The 26,774-nt window shown below is 54.6% G+C and carries 22 protein-coding genes and 1 pseudogene; 18 read left to right on the plus strand and 5 right to left on the minus strand.

Annotation, left to right across the window (positions count from 1 at the left end; all coding sequences use genetic code 11):
- Nucleotides 1-123: 123 nt before the first annotated feature.
- The 4 genes from ACTVIM_RS08045 to ACTVIM_RS08060 all read left to right on the plus strand — a co-directional run bounded on the left by ACTVIM_RS08045 (nt 124) and on the right by ACTVIM_RS08060 (nt 3,917).
- Nucleotides 124-825 carry a YetF domain-containing protein gene (locus ACTVIM_RS08045; RefSeq protein WP_445614199.1) on the plus strand — a complete coding sequence of 234 codons (702 nt, stop codon included), beginning with the start codon at nt 124-126 and terminating at the stop codon, nt 823-825.
- 141 nt (nt 826-966) lie between these two features.
- The gene (locus ACTVIM_RS08050) at nt 967-1,374 is read left to right on the plus strand and encodes a GntR family transcriptional regulator (protein WP_033020652.1); all 408 of its coding nucleotides are present in this window, start codon (nt 967-969) and stop codon (nt 1,372-1,374) included.
- Nucleotides 1,340-2,239: an ABC transporter ATP-binding protein gene (locus ACTVIM_RS08055; protein WP_445614200.1), complete on the plus strand. Its 900-nt coding sequence runs from the start codon at nt 1,340-1,342 to the stop codon at nt 2,237-2,239. Before ACTVIM_RS08050 ends, ACTVIM_RS08055 begins: the two co-directional genes overlap by 35 nt.
- A complete protein-coding gene (locus ACTVIM_RS08060) occupies nt 2,214-3,917 on the plus strand; it encodes an ABC transporter permease (protein WP_445614201.1) in 1,704 nt (567 codons plus the stop codon). The genes ACTVIM_RS08055 and ACTVIM_RS08060 overlap by 26 nt, the downstream gene beginning before the upstream one ends.
- Before the next feature lie 41 nt (nt 3,918-3,958).
- Here the strand turns inward: ACTVIM_RS08060 and ACTVIM_RS08065 are convergent, their stop codons facing one another.
- On the minus strand, nt 3,959-4,186 hold the full coding sequence (locus ACTVIM_RS08065) for a hypothetical protein (RefSeq protein WP_445614202.1): 228 nt from the start codon (nt 4,184-4,186) through the stop codon (nt 3,959-3,961).
- Between the two features lie 129 nt (nt 4,187-4,315).
- On the opposite strand from ACTVIM_RS08065, the gene ACTVIM_RS08070 reads away from it, so the two are divergent.
- Entirely contained in the window at nt 4,316-5,926 is a 1,611-nt protein-coding gene (locus ACTVIM_RS08070) for a spore germination protein (protein ID WP_445614203.1), read from the plus strand.
- A gap of 260 nt (nt 5,927-6,186) precedes the next feature.
- Here ACTVIM_RS08070 and ACTVIM_RS08075 read toward each other — a convergent pair whose 3' ends face one another.
- A complete protein-coding gene (locus ACTVIM_RS08075; RefSeq protein ID WP_445612449.1) occupies nt 6,187-7,623 on the minus strand; it encodes a DDE-type integrase/transposase/recombinase in 1,437 nt (478 codons plus the stop codon).
- A gap of 168 nt (nt 7,624-7,791) precedes the next feature.
- Here ACTVIM_RS08075 and ACTVIM_RS08080 point away from each other — a divergent pair, with 168 nt between their 5' ends.
- The 3 genes from ACTVIM_RS08080 to ACTVIM_RS08090 all read left to right on the plus strand — a co-directional run bounded on the left by ACTVIM_RS08080 (nt 7,792) and on the right by ACTVIM_RS08090 (nt 11,088).
- On the plus strand, nt 7,792-8,997 hold the full coding sequence (locus ACTVIM_RS08080; RefSeq protein WP_445614204.1) for a Ger(x)C family spore germination protein: 1,206 nt from the start codon (nt 7,792-7,794) through the stop codon (nt 8,995-8,997).
- A gap of 375 nt (nt 8,998-9,372) precedes the next feature.
- Nucleotides 9,373-10,476 (plus strand): GerAB/ArcD/ProY family transporter, encoded by a 1,104-nt coding sequence (locus tag ACTVIM_RS08085; RefSeq protein ID WP_445614205.1) that lies wholly within the window; start codon nt 9,373-9,375, stop codon nt 10,474-10,476.
- A 216-nt stretch (nt 10,477-10,692) separates the two neighbouring features.
- Complete coding sequence (locus ACTVIM_RS08090; protein WP_445614206.1) at nt 10,693-11,088, plus strand: PAS domain-containing protein; 396 nt, start codon at nt 10,693-10,695, stop codon at nt 11,086-11,088.
- Here ACTVIM_RS08090 and ACTVIM_RS08095 read toward each other — a convergent pair.
- Complete coding sequence (locus tag ACTVIM_RS08095; RefSeq protein ID WP_172418601.1) at nt 11,065-12,732, minus strand: IS1634 family transposase; 1,668 nt, start codon at nt 12,730-12,732, stop codon at nt 11,065-11,067. The two genes, ACTVIM_RS08090 and ACTVIM_RS08095, sit on opposite strands and share 24 nt — an antisense overlap.
- Nucleotides 12,733-12,901: 169 nt before the next feature.
- Here ACTVIM_RS08095 and ACTVIM_RS08100 point away from each other — a divergent pair.
- The 5 genes and pseudogenes from ACTVIM_RS08100 to ACTVIM_RS08120 form a co-directional block, all read left to right on the plus strand.
- Nucleotides 12,902-14,065 (plus strand): annotated as a pseudogene (locus ACTVIM_RS08100) (PP2C family protein-serine/threonine phosphatase); the annotation flags it as partial.
- Between the two features lie 13 nt (nt 14,066-14,078).
- The gene (locus ACTVIM_RS08105; protein ID WP_445614207.1) at nt 14,079-14,522 is read left to right on the plus strand and encodes an ATP-binding protein; all 444 of its coding nucleotides are present in this window, start codon (nt 14,079-14,081) and stop codon (nt 14,520-14,522) included.
- Between the two features lie 162 nt (nt 14,523-14,684).
- Nucleotides 14,685-15,131: an STAS domain-containing protein gene (locus ACTVIM_RS08110; RefSeq protein WP_445614208.1), complete on the plus strand. Its 447-nt coding sequence runs from the start codon at nt 14,685-14,687 to the stop codon at nt 15,129-15,131.
- A gap of 493 nt (nt 15,132-15,624) precedes the next feature.
- On the plus strand, nt 15,625-17,361 hold the full coding sequence (locus ACTVIM_RS08115; RefSeq protein WP_033020668.1) for an ABC transporter ATP-binding protein: 1,737 nt from the start codon (nt 15,625-15,627) through the stop codon (nt 17,359-17,361).
- The gene (locus ACTVIM_RS08120) at nt 17,345-19,144 is read left to right on the plus strand and encodes an ABC transporter ATP-binding protein (RefSeq protein WP_445614209.1); all 1,800 of its coding nucleotides are present in this window, start codon (nt 17,345-17,347) and stop codon (nt 19,142-19,144) included. Before ACTVIM_RS08115 ends, ACTVIM_RS08120 begins: the two co-directional genes overlap by 17 nt.
- A 103-nt stretch (nt 19,145-19,247) precedes the next feature.
- Here the strand turns inward: ACTVIM_RS08120 and ACTVIM_RS08125 are convergent, their stop codons facing one another.
- On the minus strand, nt 19,248-19,895 hold the full coding sequence (locus ACTVIM_RS08125; protein ID WP_445614211.1) for an MOSC domain-containing protein: 648 nt from the start codon (nt 19,893-19,895) through the stop codon (nt 19,248-19,250).
- 4 nt (nt 19,896-19,899) lie between these two features.
- Nucleotides 19,900-20,904, minus strand: a complete 1,005-nt coding sequence (locus ACTVIM_RS08130) for an LLM class flavin-dependent oxidoreductase (protein ID WP_445614212.1) — start codon at nt 20,902-20,904, stop codon at nt 19,900-19,902.
- Nucleotides 20,905-21,099: 195 nt separating this feature from the next.
- Here ACTVIM_RS08130 and ACTVIM_RS08135 point away from each other — a divergent pair, with 195 nt between their 5' ends.
- The 5 genes from ACTVIM_RS08135 to ACTVIM_RS08155 all read left to right on the plus strand — a co-directional run bounded on the left by ACTVIM_RS08135 (nt 21,100) and on the right by ACTVIM_RS08155 (nt 26,536).
- Nucleotides 21,100-21,663: a thioredoxin family protein gene (locus ACTVIM_RS08135; RefSeq protein WP_033020688.1), complete on the plus strand. Its 564-nt coding sequence runs from the start codon at nt 21,100-21,102 to the stop codon at nt 21,661-21,663.
- 258 nt (nt 21,664-21,921) lie between these two features.
- Complete coding sequence (locus tag ACTVIM_RS08140; protein ID WP_445614213.1) at nt 21,922-22,311, plus strand: gamma-glutamylcyclotransferase family protein; 390 nt, start codon at nt 21,922-21,924, stop codon at nt 22,309-22,311.
- A 226-nt stretch (nt 22,312-22,537) separates the two neighbouring features.
- Nucleotides 22,538-23,896: a type I glutamate--ammonia ligase gene (gene glnA, locus ACTVIM_RS08145; RefSeq protein WP_445614214.1), complete on the plus strand. Its 1,359-nt coding sequence runs from the start codon at nt 22,538-22,540 to the stop codon at nt 23,894-23,896.
- Nucleotides 23,897-24,362: 466 nt separating this feature from the next.
- On the plus strand, nt 24,363-25,247 hold the full coding sequence (locus tag ACTVIM_RS08150) for a sulfite exporter TauE/SafE family protein (RefSeq protein WP_445614215.1): 885 nt from the start codon (nt 24,363-24,365) through the stop codon (nt 25,245-25,247).
- Between the two features lie 332 nt (nt 25,248-25,579).
- Nucleotides 25,580-26,536 carry an MBL fold metallo-hydrolase gene (locus ACTVIM_RS08155; RefSeq protein WP_445614216.1) on the plus strand — a complete coding sequence of 319 codons (957 nt, stop codon included), beginning with the start codon at nt 25,580-25,582 and terminating at the stop codon, nt 26,534-26,536.
- Nucleotides 26,537-26,774 lie beyond the last annotated feature (238 nt).

A 26,774-nucleotide genomic window follows, 5' to 3' on the forward strand; every position in this document is an offset into this window, starting at 1 on the left:
GTTTCCAGTTGCGGAGAATTTATCGGTGCGAACGTAAAACAAACAGCGAAACTTTTCAGACAGCAGCGGGCACAATACAGAGAAGAAAGGGCGAACAGCAACGGCATGCAAGGGGGGCGCGGCATGAAGTGGTTTCATCTGACCATCGAATTGGTGACCGGCTTTATTCTATTGTTCGCCGTCGTTAAAATCGCCGGCAAAAAGCTGATCAGTCAAATGAGCCCGTTTACGTTTATCTCGGCCATTGTCCTTGGCGAGCTGCTCGGCAATGCGCTGTATGACGACCATATTCACCTTTGGTACATCATCTATTCGATCACCCTTTGGGGAGCGATGCTGCTTTTGGTCGAGTATGCGAGCCAAAAATGGTTATCGTTCCGCTTCTGGAGCGAGGGAAAGCCGACGGCGCTCATTCGAAACGGCGTCATCGATTATGAGGCTTTGAAGAAAAGCCGCTTGACGCTCAATCAGTTGCAAAGCTTGCTCCGCAAACATGAGACCTTTTCGATCCGCGAAGTGGCGTTTTGTTTTTTAGAAGCCGATGGGGAGATCAGCGTGCTCAAAAAAGCCCATTATCAAAAAACGACGCGGGAAGATTTCCGTCTGCCGCCCCACCCGGTGTATGTGCCGGTGACGTTGATCCGGGATGGCCAGCTGTTGGCAGATGAATTAGCAGAGCTTGGAAAAACGGAGCAATGGCTGACCACTGAACTACAAAGACAAGGAATTACCTCGCCAAAAGACGTATTGATCGCCGAGTGGCTCGAAGGGGATGGATTGTTTGTGCAGACGTATCATCCCAACAAGCTGCGACGATCAACATAGCGGCGGACGGCGCCGGAATGAGAGGAAGAAAGAATCGGGGGATGGACTCTTTCTTTATTTTGGGAAAAGTGCTTGCTCTTTTTCTACTTTATGTGTACTATTAGTAATAGTACGGTAATGACAACGGGAGGAGGAGGGGAGATGTTTGAGCTTGACTTACGAAGCCGACAGCCGATTTATGAGCAGCTGATGGAAAAAATGAAAGAAATGATCGTTCGCGAACTATGGCAACCGCACGACCAGCTGCCGTCGGTCAGGGCGATGGCGAAACAGCTGATGGTCAATCCAAACACGATTCAAAAGGCTTACCGTGAACTCGAGCGCGACGGCTGGATTTATTCGCTGCCGGGAAAAGGCAGTTTCGTCGCGCCGCGCCCGAAAGAACCGAATGCGGAAGCGGTCGCTGCCGTTTACGAACAGTTTGTCCGCCTTGTCAAAGAGGCGCGCTTTTTAGGAGTGACGAACGAGCAGTTATGGCAATGGATCATAGAAGGGGAGAAAGAGAGGGAGAGCGATGATTCAACTCGCAGACGTGACGAAAACGTTTGACCGGTTTCCCGCCGTCAACGGGGCGACGATGACCGTGCCGAAAGGGGCGATTTACGGGCTTCTTGGACCGAACGGCGCGGGAAAAACGACGCTGTTAAAATTGATGGCCGGCATTCTCCGCCAAGACCGCGGGACGATTACCGTCGACGGTGATGAGGTGTGGGAAAATATAGAAGTCAAGCGGCGCATTTTGTTTTTGCCGGATTTCGTCTATTTTTTTCCTCAGGCAACGATTCAGCAGATGGCCGATTTTTATGAGCAAGTGTATCCGTCGTTCAGCCGTCAGCGGTTTACGGAGCTGCGCGAGGCGTTTTCATTGGATGTCAACAAAAAAATCCATCAGTTTTCGAAAGGGATGCAGCGCCAAGCCGCTTTTTGGCTCGCTTTTTCCGTGCGGCCGGATGTGCTCATTATGGATGAGCCGCTCGATGGGCTCGACGTGTTCGTTCGCCGCCACGTCAAACAATTGTTGATTGATGAGGTGGTCGAACGGGAGATGACCGTCGTCATCTCATCGCACAATTTGCGCGAGCTCGAAGATTTGTGCAGCATGGTCGGGTTGATGGCGGGCGGTGTCGTGCAGCTGGAGCGCGATTTGGATGAGCTGCGCGCCGGCGTGCATAAGCTGCAGCTGGCGTTTCGCGATGGATTTCCGGATGAACTGGCCGAACGTCTCGAAATCGTTCACCGCGAAGTGCGCGGCAGCATCGTGATTTTGGTCGTGCGCGGCGAAAAGCGGCGCGTAGAGGAGACAGTTCGGGCGTTTCATCCCCTGATTCTTGATGTGCTGCCGCTGTCGCTCGAAGAAATTTTCATGTATGAAATGGGGGGTGCCGCTCATGTCTGCGAAACGGTGGTCGGCTAACCGCGCTGTATGGACGCAAAATCTCCGTCAGATCAGCTGGATTGCCATCATTCATTGGTTGCTATGGCTGGCGGCGATCGTGCTGCCGATCGCGCTTGCTTATTCGCAATATGATCCGAAAGTCGGCAACGTGCCGCAGTGGGAAAACGTGTACCACATATCGAATGGATTTGAGGCGTTGATCGCTTGGCTCGTCCCGATACTGGCGGCAGCCGGCGTCCTTCGCTATATGCATGATAAACGGTCGGCCGACTTTATTCACAGTTTGCCCATCCGCCGCACCGAACTGCTCACTAGCCAGATCGTGTTCGGCTGGCTCATGGTAGCGGTGCCGCTTTTGCTCACTGCGCTTGTTGCCATCGGCTGCTTGGCTTGGTTGGACTTGCCGTGGCCGATCAACGCAGCGGACGTATGGCGCTGGTTCGGTGAGACGGTAACGGTGGAAACGGCGATTTTTGCTTTTTCCATCGCCGTGGGAGTGCTCGTCGGCCAATCGGTGATTCATGTCGTGTTGACGAATATTCTTCTTGTCTTTCCGGCTGGCATTCTTGTTTTGATTTATACCAATTTATCGCTATTATTGCCGGGATTTCCGAATGATTATTATTTATCGATTGATGTGGAACGGCTTGTGATTCCGCTGCGCTATGCGGTGTTAGGGTATCGATCGATGGAAGCAGGCGAAGCGGGGGGACTGTTGTTGTTAGCGCTTCTCCTCTTTGGCTTCGCGATTTGGTTGTATGAGCGGCGGCCGACAGAGACAGCCGGGCAGGCGATGGCGTTTCCGGCGCTCCGCCCGCTGTTTGTGTACGGGGTGGCGGTGTGTTCATGGCTGCTTGGCGGCTTTTATTTCGGAGGAGTGGAGAACGAAGCGAGTTGGCTCCTGTTTGGCTACGTGGCGTTTTCGTTGTTGGGCTACGCGATCGCCTGCATGGTGATCGCCAAAACATGGCGGATTTTCCGGCGGTGGAAAGGGTATGTTGGGTTTGTGGCGATCATGGCGGCGGCGTTATGGTTGATTCACTTGGATGTGTTCGGATACGGCCAGCGCGTTCCTGAATTGTCTGAGATCCAGCAAGTTTACTTCGGCCAGTCGACGACCAAATTCCGCCATTCTGAGCTAATCGGCCGCTCGTTCGAGGAGTACGATCAGTTTTTGCGCACGAAAGACAATATGAAAGCGGTGCGGGCGTTTCATCAGCAGCTGGTGCACGACAAGCCGCGCCCATCGCGGTTTGAGCAAACTCAGCCGGTGGTGATCGGCTACGTGCTCAAAGACGGGACGCGTCTCCTTCGCCGTTATGACGTCCCCGTCGAGCCGTACATGGATCATTTTCGCCGCATCATGGAGTCAAAAGAGTATAAACAGCAATATTATATATTGCTTCGTCCGAGCGGCTACTCGCCGATCCGGCAAGTGACGCTGCGCAACATAAGTACAGGAAACACCGTGCTTGTTTTGGCCGACCCAAAAGAAATTGAATCATTCATTGCAGCGCTGAAGCAAGATTTATGGAACGAACCGGTCAAAGCGATGCTTGGTGGAGGAGTGACGCAGGGAGAAATCGAACTGTTGCAAAGTGACGGCGACATGTTCTCGACTGCGTTCACCACCGATCACACGCACGTTCGTCAATGGCTCGAACAGCGAAACGTATGGCACAAAATCAAACAGTAGCGATGAAAGCGGGCAAGCGCATGCGCTTGTCCGCTATTTTGTCAAGAGGAAGGTTTTTTCCGCCGCCAAAGCCATACGGTGAGCAAGTCAAGCAGCCAAAAGGCGATGAATAAAAACAAAAGAAACAGCTCCGGCGCTTCCATCACGCGAAACGGATTGAGCACATTATGCAGCGATTGTCGCAGCGTTAATCCTAGGAGCCAGTCCATTCCTACCGCCGTTCCACCTAACAGCAGCCAAAAGGCGAGGGAGAGGAAGACGACTTTCAATGCAAGCCACCTGCCGCTTTTTCGTTTAGTGTTCTCCGGCTAGGGAGAAATGATGCATCCCTGTATACACGTTTGGCGGATTGCCTATAATGGAGGATAAACGCGATATGGAGCGAGGAGGAAAGGACTATGCTGTTTCAGTGGGGGATGCGCCGGCAAAAGGATCGGATGAACGACGGCGTGCAGCAAGAAGGGGCCGACCATAGCGGCGAAGCGGCGGACGTCCCAGAAGAGCCGCTGTCACCTGAACTGGCGGTGAACATTGACATCATTCGGCAGGCGACCGGCGAAAGCAGCGATATCGTCATTCGCCGTTTTTCCCTCGGCCAAGAAACGCAAATGAAAGCGGCCATCGTCTTTGTCGACGGGCTCGTCGATGAAAAAAACGTATACGAGTTTTTGCTTCTGCCGCTCCTTACGGCGTCGTTTCCGCTCGCGCTCGAGGAAAAAGAGCGGTTTCAATGGATTGAAAAAAAGCTCGCCGCAGTCGGCGGCATCGAGCAAGTCAGTGACTGGAAGCGGCTGTTTTTCAACCTGTTTTCCGGAGCGACGATTCTCTTGCTCGATGGAGCGGCGTTGGCCATTAGCGCGAGCACAAAAGGCGGGCAATACCGTTCGATTGAAGAACCACAAACCCAAATCGCCATCCGCGGCCCGCGCGAAGGGTTTACCGAGTCGTTACGCACGAATACGGCGCTGATCCGCCGCCGCATCAAAAACCCGAACCTTTGGCTGGAGACGATGCAAATCGGCACGGTGACGCAAACCGATGTCGCCATCATGTATGTGAAAGGAATCGCCAATGACGACATTGTGACCGAAGTGAAGAAGCGTCTTGCCCGCATTGACATTGACAGCGTGCTCGAGTCCGGCTATATCGAACAGCTGATTGAAGACCAGACGTTTACCACATTTCCCACAGTGTATCATACGGAGCGGCCGGATGTAGTGGCGGCCAATTTGCTGGAAGGTCGAGTCGCGATTCTTGTGGAAGGAACGCCGTTTGTGCTCGTGGCACCGGCGCTGTTTATTCAATTTTTTCAAGTCGGTGAAGATTATTACGCCCGGTTTGACATCGCGACGGCCCTTCGTTTTTTGCGCGTGCTCATTTTCTTTATTTCCCTTGTCGCCCCGGCCATTTACATCGCGGCGACGACGTTTCACCAAGAGATGATCCCGACCCAGCTCGTCATCGCCATCGCTGCTCAGCGTGAATCCGTACCGTTTCCGGCGTTTGTTGAGGCGCTGGCCATGGAGGTGACGTTTGAGGTGCTGCGCGAGGCCGGCGTCCGTTTGCCGCGCGCCGTCGGCCAAGCGGTGTCGATCGTCGGAGCGTTAGTCATCGGCCAGGCGGCAGTGGAGGCAGGATTTGTATCGTCAGCGATGGTGATCGTCGTTTCAGTTACGGCAATTGCCAGCTTTGCCACGCCGTCGTTTGCCATCGCCATCTCGGCGCGGCTGATCCGCTTTGGCTTGATGTTTTTGGCGGCGATACTTGGATTTTACGGCATTATGATGGGGCTTTTGATCATGGTCATTCATTTATGCAGTTTGCGGTCGTTCGGCGTTCCGTATATGTCGCCGCTCGCTCCGCTCATTCCTTCGAACACCGGTGACACGTTGTTCCGCGTCCCGACATGGATGTTCCGCGAGCGGCCGCGCTTGATCAACCAAAAGAACATTGTCCGCCAATCGGGCGGCCAAAAGCCGCAGCCGCCGGCACCATCGCGCCAAGGGTAGCGTCAAAAGTTCTATGAAAACTCCACACAGACCATCCCATTGAGCATCGTGGGGCATGCAGAGAGCCGGATTCGCCCTTGACCAACACCCGCCAAAGGTGCGGAAGAGTCGTCAAGGGCGACGGGGACAAAAAAGAAGGCAATAGGAAAGCCGCCCTTGCCTTTACCGAATTTTACCTTTGGCGGTGTTCGGTTGGTCAAGGGTTCGCTTCGCCGAATCCGGCAGGAGTTCTGTTCAACGGGCTCTGGAGGACAAAAAAGTTAGGCTGCCTCGTTTTGAAGGAAGTCCTGAGCCATGGCGATCAGCTTCGTCCACCGGGCCGGCATATGCGGCAGCTCGGCGAGCTCCGGGATGACGACCGGCACCCGGCCTTCGAGCGCGCTATGCGGGCGCAGAAAGTTAAAATACGCCACAAACAGCGTCACAAAGGACACCGAGCCTTCCTCGGCGCCAAACCCATGGGTCGGGCGGTAGTTGCCTTTAAAGGTCCGGTTGAATCGCTCGATGATCTGCTTGAGAGGGCGAAATTCTTCCGAGACCGGATCTTCGTTGGTCAGGCCGATTACCTGGCGGACGTCAAACGAAATCCCGTGCTGGGCAAAGAAGTGTTGCGCCAACAGGTAAATCGGGTTGCCATCCACGACGAACGACAAGTCGTCTGGAAGGGACGGCAGCTTCCTGAGGACATCATTGATCGCCTTGATGGCCGAGAGCGTGTCCCGGTTGGGCGAGACGCGATAGGACAGCACGATCTTTTTCACCGCGTCGAACATAAAGAATAGGTAATGCCAACGGCCCTTCACACGAATATATGTCTCGTCCCCACAGAACGAACCGGACAGCTCATACGGAAATCGGTCGACAAAGGGCTTGATCCAAAGCGCGACGCTGTTGGCGTAGTTGAGCACCGTCTGATGAGAGATCGAGACGCCATGGATGTCCTTCAGGGCGGCGGCGGTTTCCCTCGAGGACATCCCAAAGTTGACGTAGTACGTCAACACGAGCCCCAACACGTGCGGCGACGCAGCCAGCCGGGACAAATCGACCTTCGGCTTGATGAGCGACGAGGAAGCCAACGGGAGAAAGTCAAACAAGAACTCCCGAAACAAATACCGCACCTTGAAGGCTTGAGGATTCTGTTGAAACTGTTGGCGCTCTTTCTTCGTCATCCGGCGAAGGTTGGCCTGGTAAAACGGGCAATCGTTGTTCTTGCACTTATAGATGTTGTATTCCTTGCGCTCCTTGATTTTTTCCAACGTCTTTTTGCAGTGCGGACAACGAAAGACCGCTTGCTTGGTGAACCGATTTCGGTGGTTGAACCGGCATTGGCACACTTTGCATTGGTATTGCCCTTTTCCGCCGTTATTGGCGTACAGGTAAGAAGAGGGAGCCTGGCAGCGAGGGCAGGTCAACGAATCCGGCACACGGTGTTTCGCATTCGCGCGGCGCTGGATGGGCCGTAAAGGACGTCTGTGCTGGGCTTCATAGTCTGCCAACAGCTTCCGGTAATCAAGGGTTTCCGGCACATCGATGATCGGAAGGTCATCGACCTGAAGTTTCCGGTACGGCTTTTGGATGGGTTCGTCCCAGTCCTCGAGATGCAAGGATTTCCCCAATATCACACCCATTAAATACACAATGATTTGATATTGGGTCTTGATAATTTCGAGCAAATAGGCTAATAATTGAGGTAACAAAGCTTGTCACTCCTTTGTTTTGGCTGTTGGGTGTCGTTACCTCAATGATGGCCGAAAACAATGGGGGTGGCAAGCTTTTTTTCGTTCAACCGTTGAAACTCAAGGGAAAACCGTGAGTGTGGAGGATAAACTTTTGACAATACCGCGCCAAGAGAAGGGGGATGAGTCATGAAACGGCCGCTCGCCGTGTTTTTGCCGTTTGCCGTCTGCGTCTGTTTGCTTTCGGGCTGCTGGAGTAAAAAAGAGCTGACCGATTTGGCGTTTGTCATTGCGGTTGGTTTGGATAAGACGGAAGACGGTAAGTATCTCGCCTCCTTTCAAGTCGTCAACCCAGGCAACGTCGCTGGAGCGGTGCAGCGCGGCGGCGGGGCAGCCGGAGTGCCGGTGTCGATTTATACGTCAACTGGGGACAGCTTGGTCGAGGCGAGCCGGAAAGCGTCGGAAAAAGTCTCGCGCCTTTTGTATTACGCCCATACGAACTTGGTCGTCGTCGGAGAAGAAGTGGCGCGCGAAGGGATGGACGGGGTGTTTGATGCCTTGGAGCGCAATCAGCAGTTTCGAACGACGGCACGCTTAGTGATCGCCCGCGGCCATTCGGCGAAAGACACGCTTTCAGTGTTAACGCCGATTGATAAAATTTCCGCCAACCAAATTATTAAAACGCTCGAGTTTTCAGAACTGGCGTGGGGGCAGACAATGAACGCCGATGCATGGTGGGCGATTCGCAGTTTGGCCTCGCCTGGAAGAAATCCGATCGTTACCGGCGTAGTCATTGAAGGGAACCCGAAGGAAGGGAGGAGGCAACAAAACGTGCAGTCATCCGTGCCTGACGCCCGCGTTACATTGAAAGGGTTGGCGCTGTTTAAACATGCTCGCCTGATTGGCTGGGCTGACGGACCGACGGCAAGAGGCATAATGTGGGTGCTTGACCGTATTCACCAAACGAATCTTACTATTCCGTGGGGAGGAAAACGGGAAGCGATCGGCTATCGGATCGTACGAGCGAAAACGAATGTGGAAGCCGACGTAAAAAACGGCCGGCCGTCCATTTCCGTCCATATCGAGGCGGAAGGCGACATCAGCGAGGCGCGCGTTCCGATCAACTTAGCCGATGCCGGCGTCCTATTTCGTTTAGAAAAACAATTCGAACGGGATGTCAAGCAGGAGGTGGCCAAAGCCATCGAAACGGCCCAGCGGGAACGAACGGATGTGTTCGGGTTTGGCGAAGCGGTTCATCGCGCTGACCCGCGTTTATGGAAAAAGATTGAGAAAGAGTGGCACGACCGCTATTTTCCCGAACTGGACGTCACCGTCACGGCTGATCTGTACATTCGCCGCACCGGGCTGCGGAATCGACCATATATAGAAGAATAACGGCTGTACGACACCTTAAAAGGCCGGTGAAAAACCGCTGTCACACACCAATCGGCGGCATTTTCATTCAGAAAAGATCCATGGACAGTGTGATCTGCCCTCCACCCGGGGATGAAAATCTTGCGCCAGTTCAGCATTTTCGTAGAAAAGTTGATTCTGCAAGGCTTCTCTAATTGAGAAATAGGTGGGATCAGCAGCATTTTACCCTAAATCACCCGTCATTGAGACGAGCGGTGAAAAACCGTTGTTTTCCTTGATGGACAATCGGTGGAAAACAGCGCCGATGTCACAACGCTTTTCTATTTTTGAGAAACGAGGCTGGTAAGCATCCCCCTTCAATTACCGGCCTTTTAGAACAAAGGCGGTGAAAGTCGGTTGGAATCCGTCAAAATCAACGCGCGTCAATTGTTTGTGTTGATTGTATTGTTTGAACATGGCAGCGCCATCGTCATTCCCCTTGGGGTGGATGCGAAGCAAGACGTATGGATCGCCATTTTGCTTGGGTTGGTGTTCGGCCTGCTGTTGTTTTTCGTTTATCGCCGGCTGTTCGAGTACTATCCCGATCAGCCGCTGACCGCTTATTTGCCGCAAATCGTCGGGGCGCCGCTCGGCAAGCTGTTGGCGGTTGTGTATATTACGTATTTTCTTTATATTGCCGCCCGCGTGCTGCGCGATTTCGGGGAGCTGCTGTTGACGTTCGCTTACCCGGAAACGCCGTTGTTTGTGCTGAACGCCATTATGGCGCTCACTGTCATGTACGGCGTTTATAAAGGAATTGAAGTGTTGGCGCGCACCGGCGAGCTGTTTTTGACGGTGTTGTACTTGTTGGCGCTCGCTGGCTTTGTTCTTGTGTTTGTTTCAGGGCTGGTCGATGTGACTCAGTTGCAGCCGGTGTTGGAGGAAGGTTGGGGGCGGGTGTGGAAGACGGTCTGGACCGAAACGCTGTACGTTCCGTTTGGTGAAATGATCGTCTTTACGATGTTGTTTCCGTATATGAACAATCCGGTCAAAGTGAAGCGCGTGGGCTTAGGGGGAATGGTGCTAAGCGGCATCAATTTGGCGATCATTATGGCCATCAATATCGCTGTCCTCGGTCCTGATGCGGTGTCGCGTTCATCGTTTCCGCTCTTGGACACGATCCGCCGCGTGCAAGTGGCTCATTTTTTAGAGCGGCTTGACGTGTTGTTTATGATCGCGCTCATCATCGGCGGGTTTTTTAAAATCTCCGTCTTTTTTTATGCCGGAGTGGTTGGGGCGGCTCACTTGTTTGGGGTTTCAAGCCATCAGCGGCTTGTCTATCCGCTCGGGCTGCTCGTCCTATTGTTGTCGGTCGCTATCGCCAACAATTATGCCGAGCACATTCATGAAGGATTGAAAATCGTCACGTTTTATTTGCATGTTCCGCTGCAAGTCATCATTCCGGTGTCGCTGCTTGTCATCGCCGCGATTCGCCAACGATTCAGCCAGCCGACAAAATAAGACAAACGGACTAGATGATTTTTGGAAACGGAAGCAGGAAACGAGCCGCTTATAGCGAATAGGGAACAATAGCGCTATTGTTCCTGACCGGAACAATGAGGCGGCTGCGCCGTGCGATCAAGGGAGGGAGTCCGGCGCCGCGGCGCGTTTTGTTTCGCGAAGCTGGGGTCAGCTGAGGGCGACAGACTGATTATGAAGAAAAAGGGTTGAACGACAGTGAAGGTGAACGTACAGGCGATCGATCAGCAAGATGCGGGGCAGTTGAATCAAGGCATTGTCATCACCAGTTCCCAATGTTTGATTTTGGCGGTCAGTGAGCGGGTAGCTGCACGTCTTGAGTTTTCCAAAGATGAGTTAATCGGCCGGCCGGTTGCCAGTTTATTTTCCGCCGGATGGTCGGCCGCTCGGTTTGACGATATCATCCGCCGCGTGCGGCAAGAGGGCTGTTGGCAAGGAGAAGCGCGTCATATGACAAAAAGCGGGCGGATCTGTACGACCCGAGTTCGACAATCACTAGGCAAACAAAATGCCTCTCATCCCTTGATACCAAAGGGACGAGAGGCATTGGGGCATACGTTGGGCGTGTATCTAGGTGCGAGGATGAATGCCTAGAATCTTCGGAGGAGGCTCCAGCCCTAGAGCCGCAAAGAATTGAGCCTGTTTGGCCGTCAGTTCGGTTCGTTGATAAAGGTCACCGTTTTTTGAAGAAAAATGTCCAAGCATGAGACGTTCGCATTCGTCCCTTACGTTCGGCCACGATTCATGGGTTCGGATCTCGACGATCCGAACTAACAAGAGAGCAAGCCAACTGAGCAGCACATGCGCCCGAATGCGGTCTTCCAAGCGATGATACATAGGCCGCAATTCCAATGTAGACTTCAATGTTCGGAAGGCCTGCTCAATATCCACCAGCTGCTTATACCCGATGGCGACATCTTCGGCAGACAAGGTGTCATCGGATGTCCGGATGAGATATTTGCCGTCGTACTTTTCCGCGTCACGAACCGCTTGCTTGTCGATGCGAAGGGTTCCGTCCTTCAACTGGCGCAAGTATTTTCCGTAGGACGGATGGGAACGCAACCGGCAGGTCGCCTTATGATGGGCTTCGTTTGGGAGTTGGCGAAGCCCTTCTAACTCCTCTTTCAGCGATTCGAGCAGCGTTTCTCGCTCCTTGCGTTGGCGTTCGGCTTCGCTGGGATTGTACACGAGAACATAGCGCTGACGCGCTTCTCCGTCGCCGACGATGATTTCTTTGATGTGCAAATTCTCGTCCACTTCATGATAACGTCCGCGACGGCTTAAGGCCTCTTCGACGGCGGCTTTGCCGGATCGCATTTTTTCGCCGACAATGTAGTGTCCGCCGGCCTGTTGCAAGATTCGCAAATTCTCTTCAGAGGAAAAGCCGCGGTCCATGACGCTGATCACACGTCCAAGCTTCCAGCCAATCAAGTCTTGTTTCACCTGTTTGATGACCGTCATGTCCATCGTATTGCCAGGCCATACCCAAGCGCGAATCGGGATTCCTTCCCGGGTGACAGCCAGCCCAATGACGATTTGAACCAAGTCTGGGCGTTTGTCTTTCGAGAATCCTTGTTTTCGAAGCGATTCTCCTTCCGGTGTTTCAGAGGGATCCACTTCGAAGTACGACGAAGTCGTATCGAAGTAAATCAAGTCGACTTCCAAATTCAATAAATCGGCCACAGCATGGAACACTTGACGTTCCAATTCCGGCTGCACGGCCAGCAGTTCATCCATCGCCCGGTACAACTGGTGGCTGGCGGCTTGAGGAAGGTGAGGGATATACACGTCTTTCTCCACCCACTCCTCCATCGCCAACTTGCTTGACGGATGAAGGGCGCGATTCGCCACCATGGCAAAAATCAGCCGTTCCAGCGAAATCTGGTGATGTCGGGAGGTAAACAAGGAGTGGAGAATCTCTCCCAACCCCAGTTGTCTCCAGAGCTGATCCAAGAGCCAGACGCCGCCGAGGTGTTTGCATGACTGGAATTGAAAGTCATCGGAAGCTTCTCCTGTCAACGTTTCGACTTCCCAAGCCTGCTCAGGAGAAAGGAATCGCGAAATGCTTTTGGCCAGACGTTCCAAGACGGCGCGATCCACTTCATCTTCGCGCCCGAATGAATAAATCACCTTCGCTTTCGCATATTTGGCCTTTGGATCCCATTCATTGTGAGCAAGCTGGAGATAAGCAACGGTTGTTCCATCCTTATTTTTGCGTGTGACTCGTCGTATGTACATGCCTATATTATAACGTATAAACTTTATTTTTAAAAGGAAAAATTAATAAATCGTGTGCCTATTAAATTCGGCGTTTTTTCCTAGGATCCGCATTACGAAACCCTTGATATAACAGCATTTTGGTCATTTCCATTTGCCTAAAATGACCTCAAAACTGTCGAACTCGGGTACGAGTTGGATGCGCGTTTCGCTGCTGTGGAGCCGCGACGGGGAATGGCTTCTTTGGCAGTTTGTGGAGCGTGCTGCTGCGTCGCCGGTTGACGTCCTCCAGCCAGCTGATGTGTTGCACGCCATTTACGCGTCCGCGCCGTTTGCCGTTGTCTTGCTTGCTCGGGACGGAACTGTGCAAGATTGGGGGCAAGGAGCGGAGCGGCTGTTCGGGTGGCGGCGGGAAGAAGCGGTTGGTCGTCCGGTTTGGACGCTGTTTCGTGGCGGTGAAGCGTTGCTTCCGTTTCCGTCCGCTGGACCGCAATGCGGCGAGGGAGTGGCGCAGCGCCGTGATGGTGTGCCGATAGATGTTTCGTATACGATCATTCCCGTTTCCAGCTCTCACGGGTACGTCATGGTGGCGGAAGATGTGACGAGGCGGAAACAAAAAGAGACCGAGCATCGCCGGCAAATCGAATTGGCGAAACGCATTCAACAAAACTTATTGACGCCGCTCATCCAAAACGAGACGGTGACGATGGAGGCCGTTTATATCCCATCCGACGATTTGTCGGGCGATATTTACGCTTGTTATCAAATTGATTTATACCGTTATGGCGTCATTGTCATTGATGTCATGGGTCATGGCATTTCGTCGGCTTTGGTGAGCATGCTGCTTCGCTCGCTGCTGCGCGGGTTGATCGTTCGCGTCGTTGATCCGGTTTTGGTGGCGAGCGAGCTCGAGAAGCACGTGCAATCCTTGTTTCCGGAGGAAGTGTATGACATTCGCTACTTGTTCTCGATGATTTATTTGGTGATTGACACAAAAGAGCGCAAAATTGAATATACAAACGCCGGTCACCCAGCGGGCTTGCTCGTTTTTGAGGACGGAAGCATCCATGAGTTGGACAAAGGCGGTTTGGCGATCGGCAGCCCGTTTTCTTTGCCGTTTGAAAAAGGGGTCGTTCATTATGACAAGCAGGCTCGCCTGCTTTTGTACACCGATGGCATTTTAGAAGAAATTCAGCCGTCCATTTTGCAAAGCATGGAAACGATCCGCACTTGCACGCAAATGTGCCGCCACTTGCCGGATAAACGCTTCCTTGAACGGCTGATGAATGAAGGTCCCCCGCTCGCCGCTCCGGCGGACGACATTTGCTTGTTGTCGATTACGCTCCGCGGGTGAGGCGGGAGCGGACGTGTGGCTGAGTTGGGTTGTGTCTTGCCAAGCGGGCGAAGAGGCGGTTGAGTGGTTCGATTTCATCGCTAAACAAGCTGCGCGCCTCTTGGCCGTCCGCGATGCCGATCTGTTTGTGCTGGCGGTGCATGAAGCGGTAGTCAATGCGGTGAAGGAGGCCAAGCGGGCAGGGGGCGGCTCCCGAACGATTTCGCTTTCCTTTTTTATCACTGCTGACGATGTGACAGTGATGGTGGAAGATGAAGGCGACGGCATCTCATTGGAGACGATTGAGCGGCTTGCTAGCATGACGCTCGCTGATGTGCTGCTCGCTGAATCGGGGCGCGGCCTGCTGTTGATCCGCGAGGCGATGGACGCGATGGCGTGGATGGAGCGGCCGGATGGCCGCCGGGTGCTCGTGATGGCCATGAAGCGAAAGGCGGGCTGGGAGGGCGGCGATGGATGAAAACACGCGGCGGGCAACCGGCCTGTTTTTTCATCGGAAAGGGCGCCCGAACGCGCTAGGTGCCTCCTTGCACCGTTTGATGGGAAAGGCAAAGGGGTTCACTGATGTTTGGCGGACGGATGGCGCGGACGGAAGGAGGGTGGCCAACGATAGGGGGATATGATGGAACAGCATCGATTTTTGTTTGAACTGGAACGGATTGCAAAGCCTGCATACGATTGTGTCGTGCTCACCGGACGGCTCGCCTATCATACGCAGCTCGCTGCGGAACAAAAATTGGCGGCGGTGGCCGCCGCCGTTGAACATCCGCTAGTCATCGTCGATACAAGCGGACTCCAATTTTTGGACAGCACCGGGCTGGCGCTTCTTGTCCGCTTTTTTAAACGGGTGGTTAGCGCCGGTCGCGCCATGGCTATTGTCGTCCGGGAAAACGCCATGATCGAAAAAATTTTGCTCATCGCCAAATTGGATCGGCTGTTCCCGATTGCCGCCGATGAACAGCAAGTGCTCGCTCTCGCGCCGCTGTCTTCCCCCGGACCGATCGAGCAGGCGGTGTTGCTAGAGGCGTGGCAACAGCAGCGGGCGGAAGGCGGAGATGGAAGCGGCTGATCTCAGAGCCGCGCGCTTTCCGGTCGTTTTCAAGGAAACAGGGCGGTAAACAGGGGAGGCCAGCATGTGAGGAACACGGAAGATCCGCGCCGGTGTGCGGGAAGCATGGAAGACCCACTCCGATAGGATGGGGACGGAAGCAGCTTGTGGCGCGTTATCGCGGCGCCGTCCATCGTGCTTGATGTCAAGAGGTTGACCCAAAAGGTCGCCTTCCTTCAAGATGGGCACAACATATAGTGCGGCAGAAGCAGTCATTACGTATATATAGCGATGAAAGAGGGCGTCCCGGTCCATTTGGGACACCCTCTTTTTCCTTGCCGTTGGCCGTCGGGTCACCATGGGGGGAACGAAGGCCATCCGCCTTGATCGGTGGCCGTTCCTTTTTCCGCGCACGTCTTCGTTGTCAAAACAATATTTCGGGTTTAGAATAAAATCAAGGGCGAGAAATCAATGGCGGTTCGGCGCCGCGAAGTGGAGAGGAGAGTGGCACAACATGCGGCAGGTGCTTGTTTATTTGCGCCCGCACAGGAAATGGATGGCGTTGGCTTGGCTGTTGATGTTGACGGAGTTGGTCATCGAGCTGTGGCAGCCGCTCTTGATGGGCAAAATCATTGATGAGGGCGTGATGAACCGGGATTTGACCGCCATCGCTACGTGGGGAAGCGTGATGCTGGGCGCATCGTTTTTAGCGTTTGCCGCGGGCATCGCCAACTCGTTTGCCGCTGCCTATGTCGGCCAGGAATATGGGTTTGCGCTGCGCACGACGTTGTTTGCGAAAATCCAATCGCTGTCACTGGCGCGGATCGAACAGCTGTCGACGGCCTCGTTGATTACCCGCATGACCAATGATGTCACTCAAGTGCAAAACATGCTGTTTATGAGCTTGCGCATTGCCTTGCGTGCGCCGCTGCTTGTCATTTTCGGCGTCGGGATGGCGTTTGTCGTTCAGGCTCGGCTTGCTTTCGTGCTGGCGGTGGCTGTTCCGCTGTCAGCAGCGTTTTTATTGTGGGTGATGAAAAAGGCGGGCGCGTCGTTTTCTGCCGTTCAGCGGGCGCTTGACCGGGTGAACGGCGTGATGCGCGAAAATTTGGCCGGCATGCGCCTCATTAAAGCGTGGGTGAGAAACGAGTATGAACAAGGGCGGTTTCTAGGGGCGAACGATGCGCTGATGGAGCGAACCATCAGCGTGTTTCGCCTAGTGGAAACGATCACCCCGGTCTTGTTGTTTGTCATGAATGCGGCCATCGTCGCGGTGCTGTTTTTTGGCCGTCATGACGTTGAGGCGGGAACGGCGAGCGCCGGGCAAGTCGTCGCGGTGGTCAACTATGCTACGCGGGCGACGGCGGCGCTCTCGATGTTCACGTTTATTACGATGGCGTGGTCGCGGGCGCGCGCGTCCGCCGCTCGTTTGGCGGAACTGCTTGACGCGCCAAGCGAGCCGGACGGCGGCCATACCGTCGAGCCCCCTGCCGCCAAGCGCGGGGAGATTCGCTTTGAACACGTGTCGTTTCGCTATCCGGGCAGCGGGCGCGATGCGCTTTCCGGCGTGTCGTTTGTCGTTCGCCCGCAAGAGACGGTCGCCATTTTAGGGGCGACAGGAGCGGGGAAATCGACGCTTCTTCAGCTGATCCCGCGGCTGTATGAGCCGAGTGCCGGACGGGTGCTGATCGACGGCGTCGACGTGCGCGAGTGGCCGGCGAAGCAGCTGCGCGAGGCGGTTCGCTTCGTTCCGCAAGAGGTGCTACTCTTTTCCGGTACCGTCGCCGATAATCTTCGCTTTGGCAAGACGGAGGCGACTATGGAAGAGCTGGTCGAGGCGGCAAGCGCCGCTCAAATTCACGAAACGATCGCCACGTTTCCCGATGGGTACGAGACGGTTGTGGGCCAAAAAGGCGTCAATTTGTCGGGCGGGCAAAAGCAGCGCTTGGCCATCGCCCGCGCGCTTGTCGGCCGGCCGCAGATTCTGTTGCTTGATGATAGCACGAGCGCGCTCGATGCCGCGACGGAGGCGAAGCTGCTGGCCGCGCTTCGCCGCTATGCTTGTACGATGGTCATCGTGACGCAGAAGGTGAGCACGGCGATGATGGCGGATACGATTTTGTTGTTGGAAGACGGCCGTCTCACCGCACAAGGAAGCCATGAACAGCTGCTGGCGGCGAGCGAGCTGTACCGGCGGATCGTTGCCACGCAGGAAGGAAAGAAGGGACAAAGCCATGTCACTACGGCATAGCCCCCATGGGGCGCGGCAGCCGGGGCGTCAGCGAGCCAAAAGCAGCATGGGCACGCTGCGTCGCCTTTGGACGTTTATCGCTCCGCAAAAGCGAAAGCTGCTTGCTGCGTTGGGGATGGTGGTCGCCAGCACGGCGCTGGCGCTGGCCGGACCGTATGTCATCGGTTCGACCATTGATGTGTATATTGTTGAGAGGAAAACGGACGGCTTCCTCACAACGCTTTTGTTTCTGCTGGCGATTTATGCCGCTTTGGGGGCGGCGACGTTTTTACAAAACTATTGGATGATCGCCGTCGGCCAACGGACGGTGCACGCGATTCGCGCCCGCTTGTTCCGCCACTTCCATGAGCTGCCGATTTCCTTTTTTGACCGCCGCCAGCAAGGCGAGCTGATGAGCCGAATTACGAATGACATCGACAATATGAGCCAGACGTTCAACAGCACGGTCATTCAAGTCGTTTCGAGCACATTGACGCTCGCGGGCGCCATCGCCGTCATGGTGTTCAAAAGCCTCCTTTTGACCGCGGTAACGCTGGTCGTTGTGCCGCTCATGTACGCCGGCATGCGTTGGATTACGCGGCGGACGCAAGTGCGCTTTCGCGAGCAGCAGCGCGCCCTTGGCGAGATGAATGGATTGATTGAAGAAGCTTTGTCGGGGCAAAAAGTGGTGAAGCTGTTTTCCCAAGAAGAGCGGATGACAGCGGAAGTGGTGCGCAAAAATATCGAGCTGAAACAAGCGGGATTTTGGGCGCAGACGTATTCCGGCTTGATCCCGAAGCTGATGAACTTCTTAAACAACCTTAGCTTCGCCTTGATCGCCGGCGTCGGTGGATGGCTGGCGGTCAAAGGGATGATCTCGGTCGGCACCATTGTCGTGTTTGTCGAATACGCCCGACAGTTTACCCGCCCGCTCAACGATTTGGCGAACCAGTGGAATACGCTTCTGTCAGCATTGGCCGGCGCCGAACGGGTGTTGGAAATTTTCGATTTGCCAAAAGAAGAGGAAGATGAGGGGGAAGCGGAAGAGATCGATCGGCTTCACGGGCGTATCGAGTTTCGCGATGTGGTGTTTTCCTACGACAAGCAGCGCCCCGCGCTTCGCGGCGTGAACTTCTCCGTTTCTCCGGGAGAAACCGTTGCGCTCATCGGTCCGACGGGAGCAGGTAAAACGACCGTCCTTCAGCTGTTAGCCCGCTTTTACGATCCGGATGCGGGGGCTGTTGTCATTGACGGGCGCGACAGCCGGACGATCAAACGGGCGAGCTTGCGCCGCCATATGGCGTTTGTGCTTCAAGATACGTTTTTGTTCGCGGGAACGATTCGCGACAATATCCGTTACGGCCGGCTCGAGGCGACGGATGAGGAAGTGGAGGAAGCAGCGCGCAAAGCGAACGCCCATTCCTTCATCACGAAATTACCGAACGGCTACGATACGGTTTTGACGGCGGACGGCGGCGGAATCAGCCAAGGACAGCGGCAGCTGCTGGCCATCGCCCGGGCGATGATCGCCGATCCGGCCGTGTTGATTTTGGATGAGGCAACGAGCAATATTGATACGGTGACGGAAGTGCGCATTCAAGAAGCGCTCGCGCGGCTGATGGCCGGCCGAACATGCTTCGTCATCGCCCACCGGTTGAACACGGTGCAAAACGCCGATCGCATTCTCGTATTAAATGAAGGAAAAGTCGTGGAGCAAGGGACGCACGAGGAGCTGCTTGAGGCCAAAGGATTTTATTTCGAATTGTACCGCCGCTATTGGGAGCGCGGCAGGCAGCGAGCGTAGCGAAACGAATCGGTCGGCAGATAGAACCGAACGGCGCAGGCGGATGAAGGAGGCATTGGGCGCAGGCCGCGCGCAGCGGGCGGTCTGCGCCAGCGGAAAGGGGTTACGGCTCCGTCTGAGCGGCGAGACGGTGAAGAAACGCTTCCCGCCAGCTCGCTGACAGTGCCGGATGATAGGCAAGCTGTTCCATGGCGGTGACATTGTCCCGCTCATGATAGTAAATGCGGTTGATGTAGGCGATCGACAACGCCCCTTGGCCGCGCTCAACAAGGAGCAACGTTGCCCCCGGCTCGACGACGCCTTCGTTCAGCACCCGCAGGTAAAATCCGCTTTTCCCTGTCTGAATGACGGCTTTCGGCAATCCCGGAAGCTGATGGAACAAAGCGAGTTTCGAACACGGTTGGCGTGGCTGTGACACTTGCACGAGCGCCGTGCCGGCCGCATAAATGTCGCCCAGACACGCCTCGTCCTCGGTCAAACCGGCAAGCGTCCAGTTCTCCCCGAATGCCCCGGCCGCAAACGGCCGGCCGTAGTGCCGCTCCCAGTAGGCGAAATGTTCCGATGGGTAGGCGCAAATCGCTTTGTCTTCGCCGCCGTGATGAACAAGATCGGCTTGGCCGTCTCCGGCTAAATGGCGTTTGCCGACGGCCACCAGCCCGGCGACCGGGGTTTTGTCAATGCCGCTCACGAGCGGCTGACCGTTGATGTCGAGCGTTTTCGGTGTTCCGACATTAATAGAAACGATCCACATCGGTTCACCCCCCTATCGCTTCGGCGATCAGCCGAAACGAAGTGAGTTTGTCGTGGAAATCATATGTAATCGTAACAAGCATGATTTCGTCTGTTTCATACGCTTCGCTTAGCCGGTAGAGCTCGTCTTTGACGCGCGCCGGACTGCCGACGATCATCCGCCTCCGGTTGTCCGCCACCCGTTGGCGTTCGTACGGGCTGTATCGATACGCTGCTGCTTGCTCCGGCGCGGGAATGCCGTTGACCGCCATCCCTTGCTCAATCATCAGCAGCGTCAAGTCGAGGCTGCCGGCGATCCATTCCGCCTTTTCCTCGCTTTCTGCACAAACGGCAAAGACAGCGACCATCGACCGGGGCTTGTCCAGATACGAGGACGGCGCAAACCGCTCGCGATACAAGCGCATCGCCGCTTCGCCGCCGTCGCCGTTAATAAATTGGGCAAATACATACGGCAGCCCTTTTTCCGCCGCCAGCTTCGCCGTTTCCGAGCTTGAGCCGAGCAACCATACGTCCGGAGGGGACTGCACGATTGGCGTTGCTTTGACGCCATAAAGCGGATGCACGGGCGGGAGTGCATCATGCAGGTAGCCAAGCAGCTCGTCAATTTGTTCTGGATAGCGGTCGATCGGCCGTTGCTTTCCGTCATGAAGCGCCATCGTCGCCCGCGGCATGCCGCCGGGCGCCCGCCCGACGCCTAAGTCGACGCGCCCGGGCGCCAAGCCGGCCAACACGTGGAAGTTTTCCGCCACTTTATAGGCGCTGTAATGCGGCAGCATCACCCCGCCGGAGCCGATGCGGATGCGCGATGTTTTCGCTCCGATGTAGCCAAGCAGCACTTCTGGCGACGAGCCGGCGAGGCTGTTCGTGTCATGATGTTCGGACACCCAAAAGCGCTTGTAGCCGAGTTCTTCGACGAACTGGGCGAGCCGGACGGTGTTGGCAAGCGCCTCCTCGGCCGTTGTGCCTTCCGCGATCGGCGATTGGTCAAGGACGCTGAGTTCGAGCGGCATCATCATTCCCCCTCTGTTTGTCAGCTGAAAATGGTTAGTTCTTATTATGCTCCCGTTCGCTGTGTTTTGTCCATCGATTTGCCCGGCGCGGCGAGTCAGAAACCGATCCTGCCGGGCCACCAAGCGATGAAAGATGCATGCTGAGCGGTTCTTTGGTATAATGAGGAAGAAAATAGGAGAGAGAGGGTGGTCATCATGCCAGCTGTCGAGTCGAACATGTTCCCGCTCGGCAAACAAGCGCCGCCGTTCGCCTTGACCAACGTCGTTGACGGCCGGCTTGTCCGCCTAGATGACGTCAAGTCGGATGTGGCGACCGTCATTATGTTTATTTGTAACCATTGTCCGTTTGTCAAACATGTCCAGCACGAGCTTGTCCGCCTAGCCAACGATTATATGCCCAAAGGGGTGGCGTTTGTCGCCATCAATTCGAACGATGTTGAACAATATCCGGACGACTCGCCGGAAAACATGAAAAAGGTGGCCGAAGAGCTCGGCTATCCGTTCCCGTATTTATACGATGAGACGCAGGAAGTGGCAAGAGCGTACGATGCGGCTTGCACGCCCGATTTTTACATTTTTGATCGCGAACTGAAATGCGTCTACCGCGGCCAGCTTGATGATTCGCGCCCAAGCAACGGCATTCCGGTGACCGGGGAATCGATTCGTGCCGCGCTGGACGCTTTGTTGGCGGGTCGTCCGGTGCCGGAACACCAAAAGCCGAGCATCGGCTGCAGCATTAAATGGAAACCATCGTCGTAAAAAATGATTGACATTTCATACTCAAACAGGTATGCTAAGAAAAGCGCCATTCGTTCGTTACGAAATTGTCACCGCCGTGTCGTTGCTCAGCGGATGCAGCCGACACGGCTTTTTTGCGCCGCCAATCGCTCAACAAATTCACACTGGCGCCGCTACGGAGCGGCAAGGATGGATGAGAGGTAGGGCTTCCATTGTTTTTGTTTCATCCTTTGAGTTTTCATAATCATTATTATGTAAACAAAAGGGAGGGGCGAGAAGATGGCGGAACGACGATATCGGGTGTTTGTGTACGGAACATTGCTGATGGGTGAGGACAATCACCCTATCGCGGCGCCGTACGTTCGCGACGTACGCCCAGGAAAAGTCAAGGGCCGTTTATACAACGTCGGGTTGTACCCCGCACTTGTGCTCGGAGAAGAGGGGGAAGTGGAGGGGGAATGGCTGACGGTGACGGAAGAGGGGCTCAAGGCGATGGATGAGCTTGAAGACTACGGGGAAGGACGGGACGACAATGAATACGAACGAGTATGGGTTCGCGATGTCTGTCAACCGCTCGAAGGATATGTGTACGTTTATCGGCCGGAAAAAGCGGTCGGTTTGCCGCTCATCCCGTCCGGATCATGGCGACGCCGCAAGGAGAACATGTAACATTGATGGCGGATGACAAAGGACAGCTTGCAGGAAACATCGTTTCGCAAGCTGTTTCGTTTTTGTATAAACATCCGCGTTTTCGCACTTTGTTTTGTAAACGGTTCCAAAAAAACGTTATAAAAATACAGAAAAATTAATGAAAAAAGGGTTGCCAAACGGCGGCTCTTTTTCTATAATAAAATCATGTTAGAAAAATAAACGTACGAATGTGAGGTAATGTAACATGTCGAATTTGTTCGTTTCCTCTACACAAACGGGGCTGTTGGAGCAAATCAAAGAAACGATCCAACAAAAAAATGTAGAGCTGCTTCATTTGCAGTTCGTCGACATTGAAGGGATTTTAAAGCATGTCACCGTCACGGCCGAGCAGCTTGATGACGTCGTCGGCGGAAAAATCATGTTCGACGGTTCGTCGATCAAAGGATTTTCACCGATCAATCGTTCTGACTTGTACTTGTTGCCGGATTTGAATACGTTCGCGGTGTTGCCGTGGACGGTCGAAGAAGGTTATGCAGAAGCGCGCTTCCTTTGCTCGGTGACCAACCCGGACGGCACGCCGTTTGAAGGCGATCCGCGCAACGTGCTGAAAAAAACGGTTGAGCGGGCGGCGGAAAAAGGATACACGATTTCGGTCGGCCCGGAGCTCGAATTTTTCTTGTTCAAAGCGGATGAAAATGGCAACCCGACGCTTGAGCTTCATGACAACGGCGGCTATTTTGAACCGTCCCCGAAAGATTTAGGGGAACGCGTTCGCCTTGAAATTTACCGCGCCTTAAAAGCGATGGGCTTTACGATCGAAGCGTCGCACCATGAGGTGGCGGAAGGCCAGCATGAAATCAACTTCAAATACGCGGACGCGCTCGGGGCGGCGGATAACGCGACGACATACAAATGGGTCGTTAAAACGATTGCCGGCAAATTCGGCCTTCACGCGACGTTTATGCCGAAACCGGTGTTCGGCATCAACGGTTCGGGGATGCATGTCAACATCTCTCTCTTCAAAGACGGGGAAAACGCGTTCTTTGACCCGAACGATGCCAATCAGTTGTCGGCTACAGCGTACCAGTTTATCGCCGGTTTGTTAAAAAACGTCAAACATTTTGCCGCTGTGACCAACCCGCTTGTCAATTCGTACAAACGGCTGGTGCCGGGGTATGAGGCGCCTTGCTATATCGCGTGGTCGGCTTCCAACCGTTCGGCGCTCATTCGCATTCCAGCGAAGCGCGGCATGGCGACGCGCGTTGAGCTGCGCTGCCCGGATCCGTCGGCCAACCCGTACTTGGCTTACGCCATCATCGCAGCGGCTGGCCTTGATGGCGTGGAAAAAGGGTTGACGCCTCCAGCGGCGATTGACGAAGACATTTTCCATATGTCGGAAGAACGCCGCGCGGCGCTTGGCATCGACAACTTGCCGGAAAACTTAGGCGCTGCCATCGCGGCGTTCGAAGACGGCGAAATCGGCCGTGCGACGCTCGGCGAGCATGTATTCCATGAATACGTGGCGATGAAAAAAGACGAATGGAACAGCTACCGTACGGCGGTTCATGCGTGGGAAATCGAACGATACCAAGGAAAGTTTTAAGCGGATGGTTGCGGCAGGCCGCCATCCGGTGAAGCGGTCGCGGTGGCGGCCTCGTTGTCAAAGGTGCTCTGGGCAAAGCGCAGAGCGCCTTTTTTTCGTTCGATGCGGCTTCGGTCTGAGGATTGCTGTTATGTTTTTTTCCTGTTCACAACGGATGGTAGGTTCGTCACCACAATATGGACTTGACAGACCCCGACTCCCTTTTGTGTTTCGTTATGATTCGGTCAAGTTCATCACCATAACATGTACTTGACGGACGGTTTACTTCACCGGACAAGTGTATACAAAACATGATTTGTTTTCTCTTCTTGCTTGGAAGCATAAAATCAAGTTCGACTTTTTTGATGAAGAGCGGGATGATGGGGGATGAAATTTTTTATTTTTGCAAAATTCGCAGTTGACAACTATGAATAGTTGGATTTAAATATAAGTAACATGCTTAACTATAGTAAACGGAGGGAGAATCATGAAAAAATTGATTGTGTTTCTGTTTGTAGGATTGATTGCTCAGCTCATTGACGGATCGCTCGGGATGGCGTACGGCGTCACTTCAACGACGCTTTTGCTGACGTTCGGCATCGCCCCGGCCGTCGCTTCAGCGTCCGTCCATTTGGCGGAAGTGGCGACGACGGCGGCGTCCGGTATTTCCCATTGGAAATTTGGCAACGTCGACCGCGCCATGGTGGTGAAGCTGATTATTCCCGGATCGGTCGGCGCGTTTGTCGGCGCCTGCTTTTTAAGCAACTTGCCGGGAGATTTGATCAAACCGTACGTTTCATTGTTTTTATTGGTGCTTGGCTTTTACATTATTTATCGATTCTTGGTATTGAACGGCCGCGCCCCATCGGCTTCGGGAAAACAATGGTCGAACAAACAGCTCGTCCCGCTCGGTTTGGTAGCCGGGTTTCTTGACGCCACTGGGGGAGGGGGCTGGGGGCCGATTGCGACGCCGGTGCTGCTCGCGAATCGGACCATGGAGGCGCGCAAGGTCGTTGGCACCGTCGATACGTCCGAATTTGCCGTTGCGCTCTCAGCGACGATCGGATTTGCGATTTCTCTCGGCTGGGAGCAGGTCAACTGGTATTGGGTGCTGACGCTGATGGCGGGGGGGATCATCGCCGCGCCGATTGCCGCTTGGCTTGTGCGCAAACTGCCGTCCCATTTGCTTGGAGTGCTAGTTGGCGGTCTCATCATTTTGACGAATGTCCGCACTCTTCTGCACGCCTGGGAGGCGCCGGCGCCCGTGTATCCGACCGTTTATAGCCTTATCGTGATCGGCTGGGCGGCGGCGGTGATCTTGGCTGTACGGAATGGACGGAAAGGAGTGGCGAGCAAGGAGATGGCTTCCTAACCGACTGTGCTGTGAAGCGGTTTTCCTGTTGACACAGGAGCCGCTTTTTTCGTTGTCGCCACGCCGCCTTTATCCGGTGATGCCTAGAAGGCTGGTGAAAAACGGTTGTTTCTTTTGAGCAATGGCGGATCGTTTGAAAGGTGATCCTGATGCGACGAGGCTTTTCGATTTGAGAAACGGGCTTGATCAGCGGCTTGTCCGCTTAAATCACCGGTCTCCTAGACGGGGTGCGGGGATCGTTTGCTTGTCTTTGTGTTGTTTGCAAAGAAATAGCGCAAACGGCGGTTTTATGTTAGAATATTCTGCATCATCGATAGAAAGGAGAAGGGAGTATGGCGGATCCGCTTGCCTTAGGCGATCGCCTATCGCTCATCGATTTATACGACTTAGGTATGCCGCGCCGCACCGGTACATACGTGCTGCACGAAGAGAACTTGGCGATCGTGGAAACAGGCCCAAGCCCGTCGGTGCCGCGCTTGCTCGCTGGGTTGAAAGCGCTCCAAATCGACCCAGCGGATCTTCGCTATATCATCGTGACCCATATTCATTTGGACCACGCGGGCGGCGTCGGACTGCTTCTTCAGCATTGCCCAAACGCCACGGTCGTCGTCCATCCGAAAGGGAAGCGGCATTTAGTCGACCCATCGCGCCTCATCGCTGGAGCGAAGGCGGTGTACGGCGCCCAATTTGATGCGCTCTTTGCTCCGATTGTTCCGGTGCCGGAAGAACGGGTGATCGTGAAGGAGGATGGAGAGACGCTCGCGCTGAGCGCCGCGCGGACGCTTACCTTTTACGATACGCCGGGGCATGCGAACCACCACTTTTCGATTTATGATTCATACAGCGGCGGGGTGTTCACCGGCGATACGATCGGCGTTTTTTATCCGCAGCTGCAAGAGGCGGGGCTTACGTTTTGCTTGCCTTCCACATCCCCAAACCAGTTTGATCCCGAGGCCATGGAGAGGTCGGCGGCAAGGCTGGAGGAGCTGAGGCCGGAACGCATTTATTTTGGCCATTTTGGCATGCTCGATGACCCGCAGGAAGCTTTCCGCCAGCTTCGTTTTTGGTTGCCGAAGTTCGTGGCGGCGGGAAAAGAAGCGGTCGACCGTCATTCGGAAGCGCCGGTTTCCGAGCTGGTGAAAAAGGTAGCGCATCGGTTGTGCAACGAGATCATGGCGTTTCTTGACGATCATGGCGTTCCATCTTCATCGTCAGCGCATGCGGCGATCGAGCTTGATTTGCAAGTGTGCGCGATGGGAATCATCGACTACTGCCAGAAACAGCGGTGATCAGGAAATGAACTCGGCTGGTTCGGCTAGAACGTTGGTAAAAAACAGCCGTTTGCCTTGAACGATGATCGAACGTGTGAACATAGAGGCTGATGTAACAAGTTTTTTCTACTTAGGAAACGATTCCGAGAAGCGATTGCGCGAGTAAATCATGGGGGAATGACCCAAAAGGCGATCTCCTCTCAAGAAAGACACAGCATATAATGTGGAGAGGGTGTTTAGTGTCTGTATATAGCGA

Source organism: Geobacillus sp. YF-1, assembly GCF_052692335.1.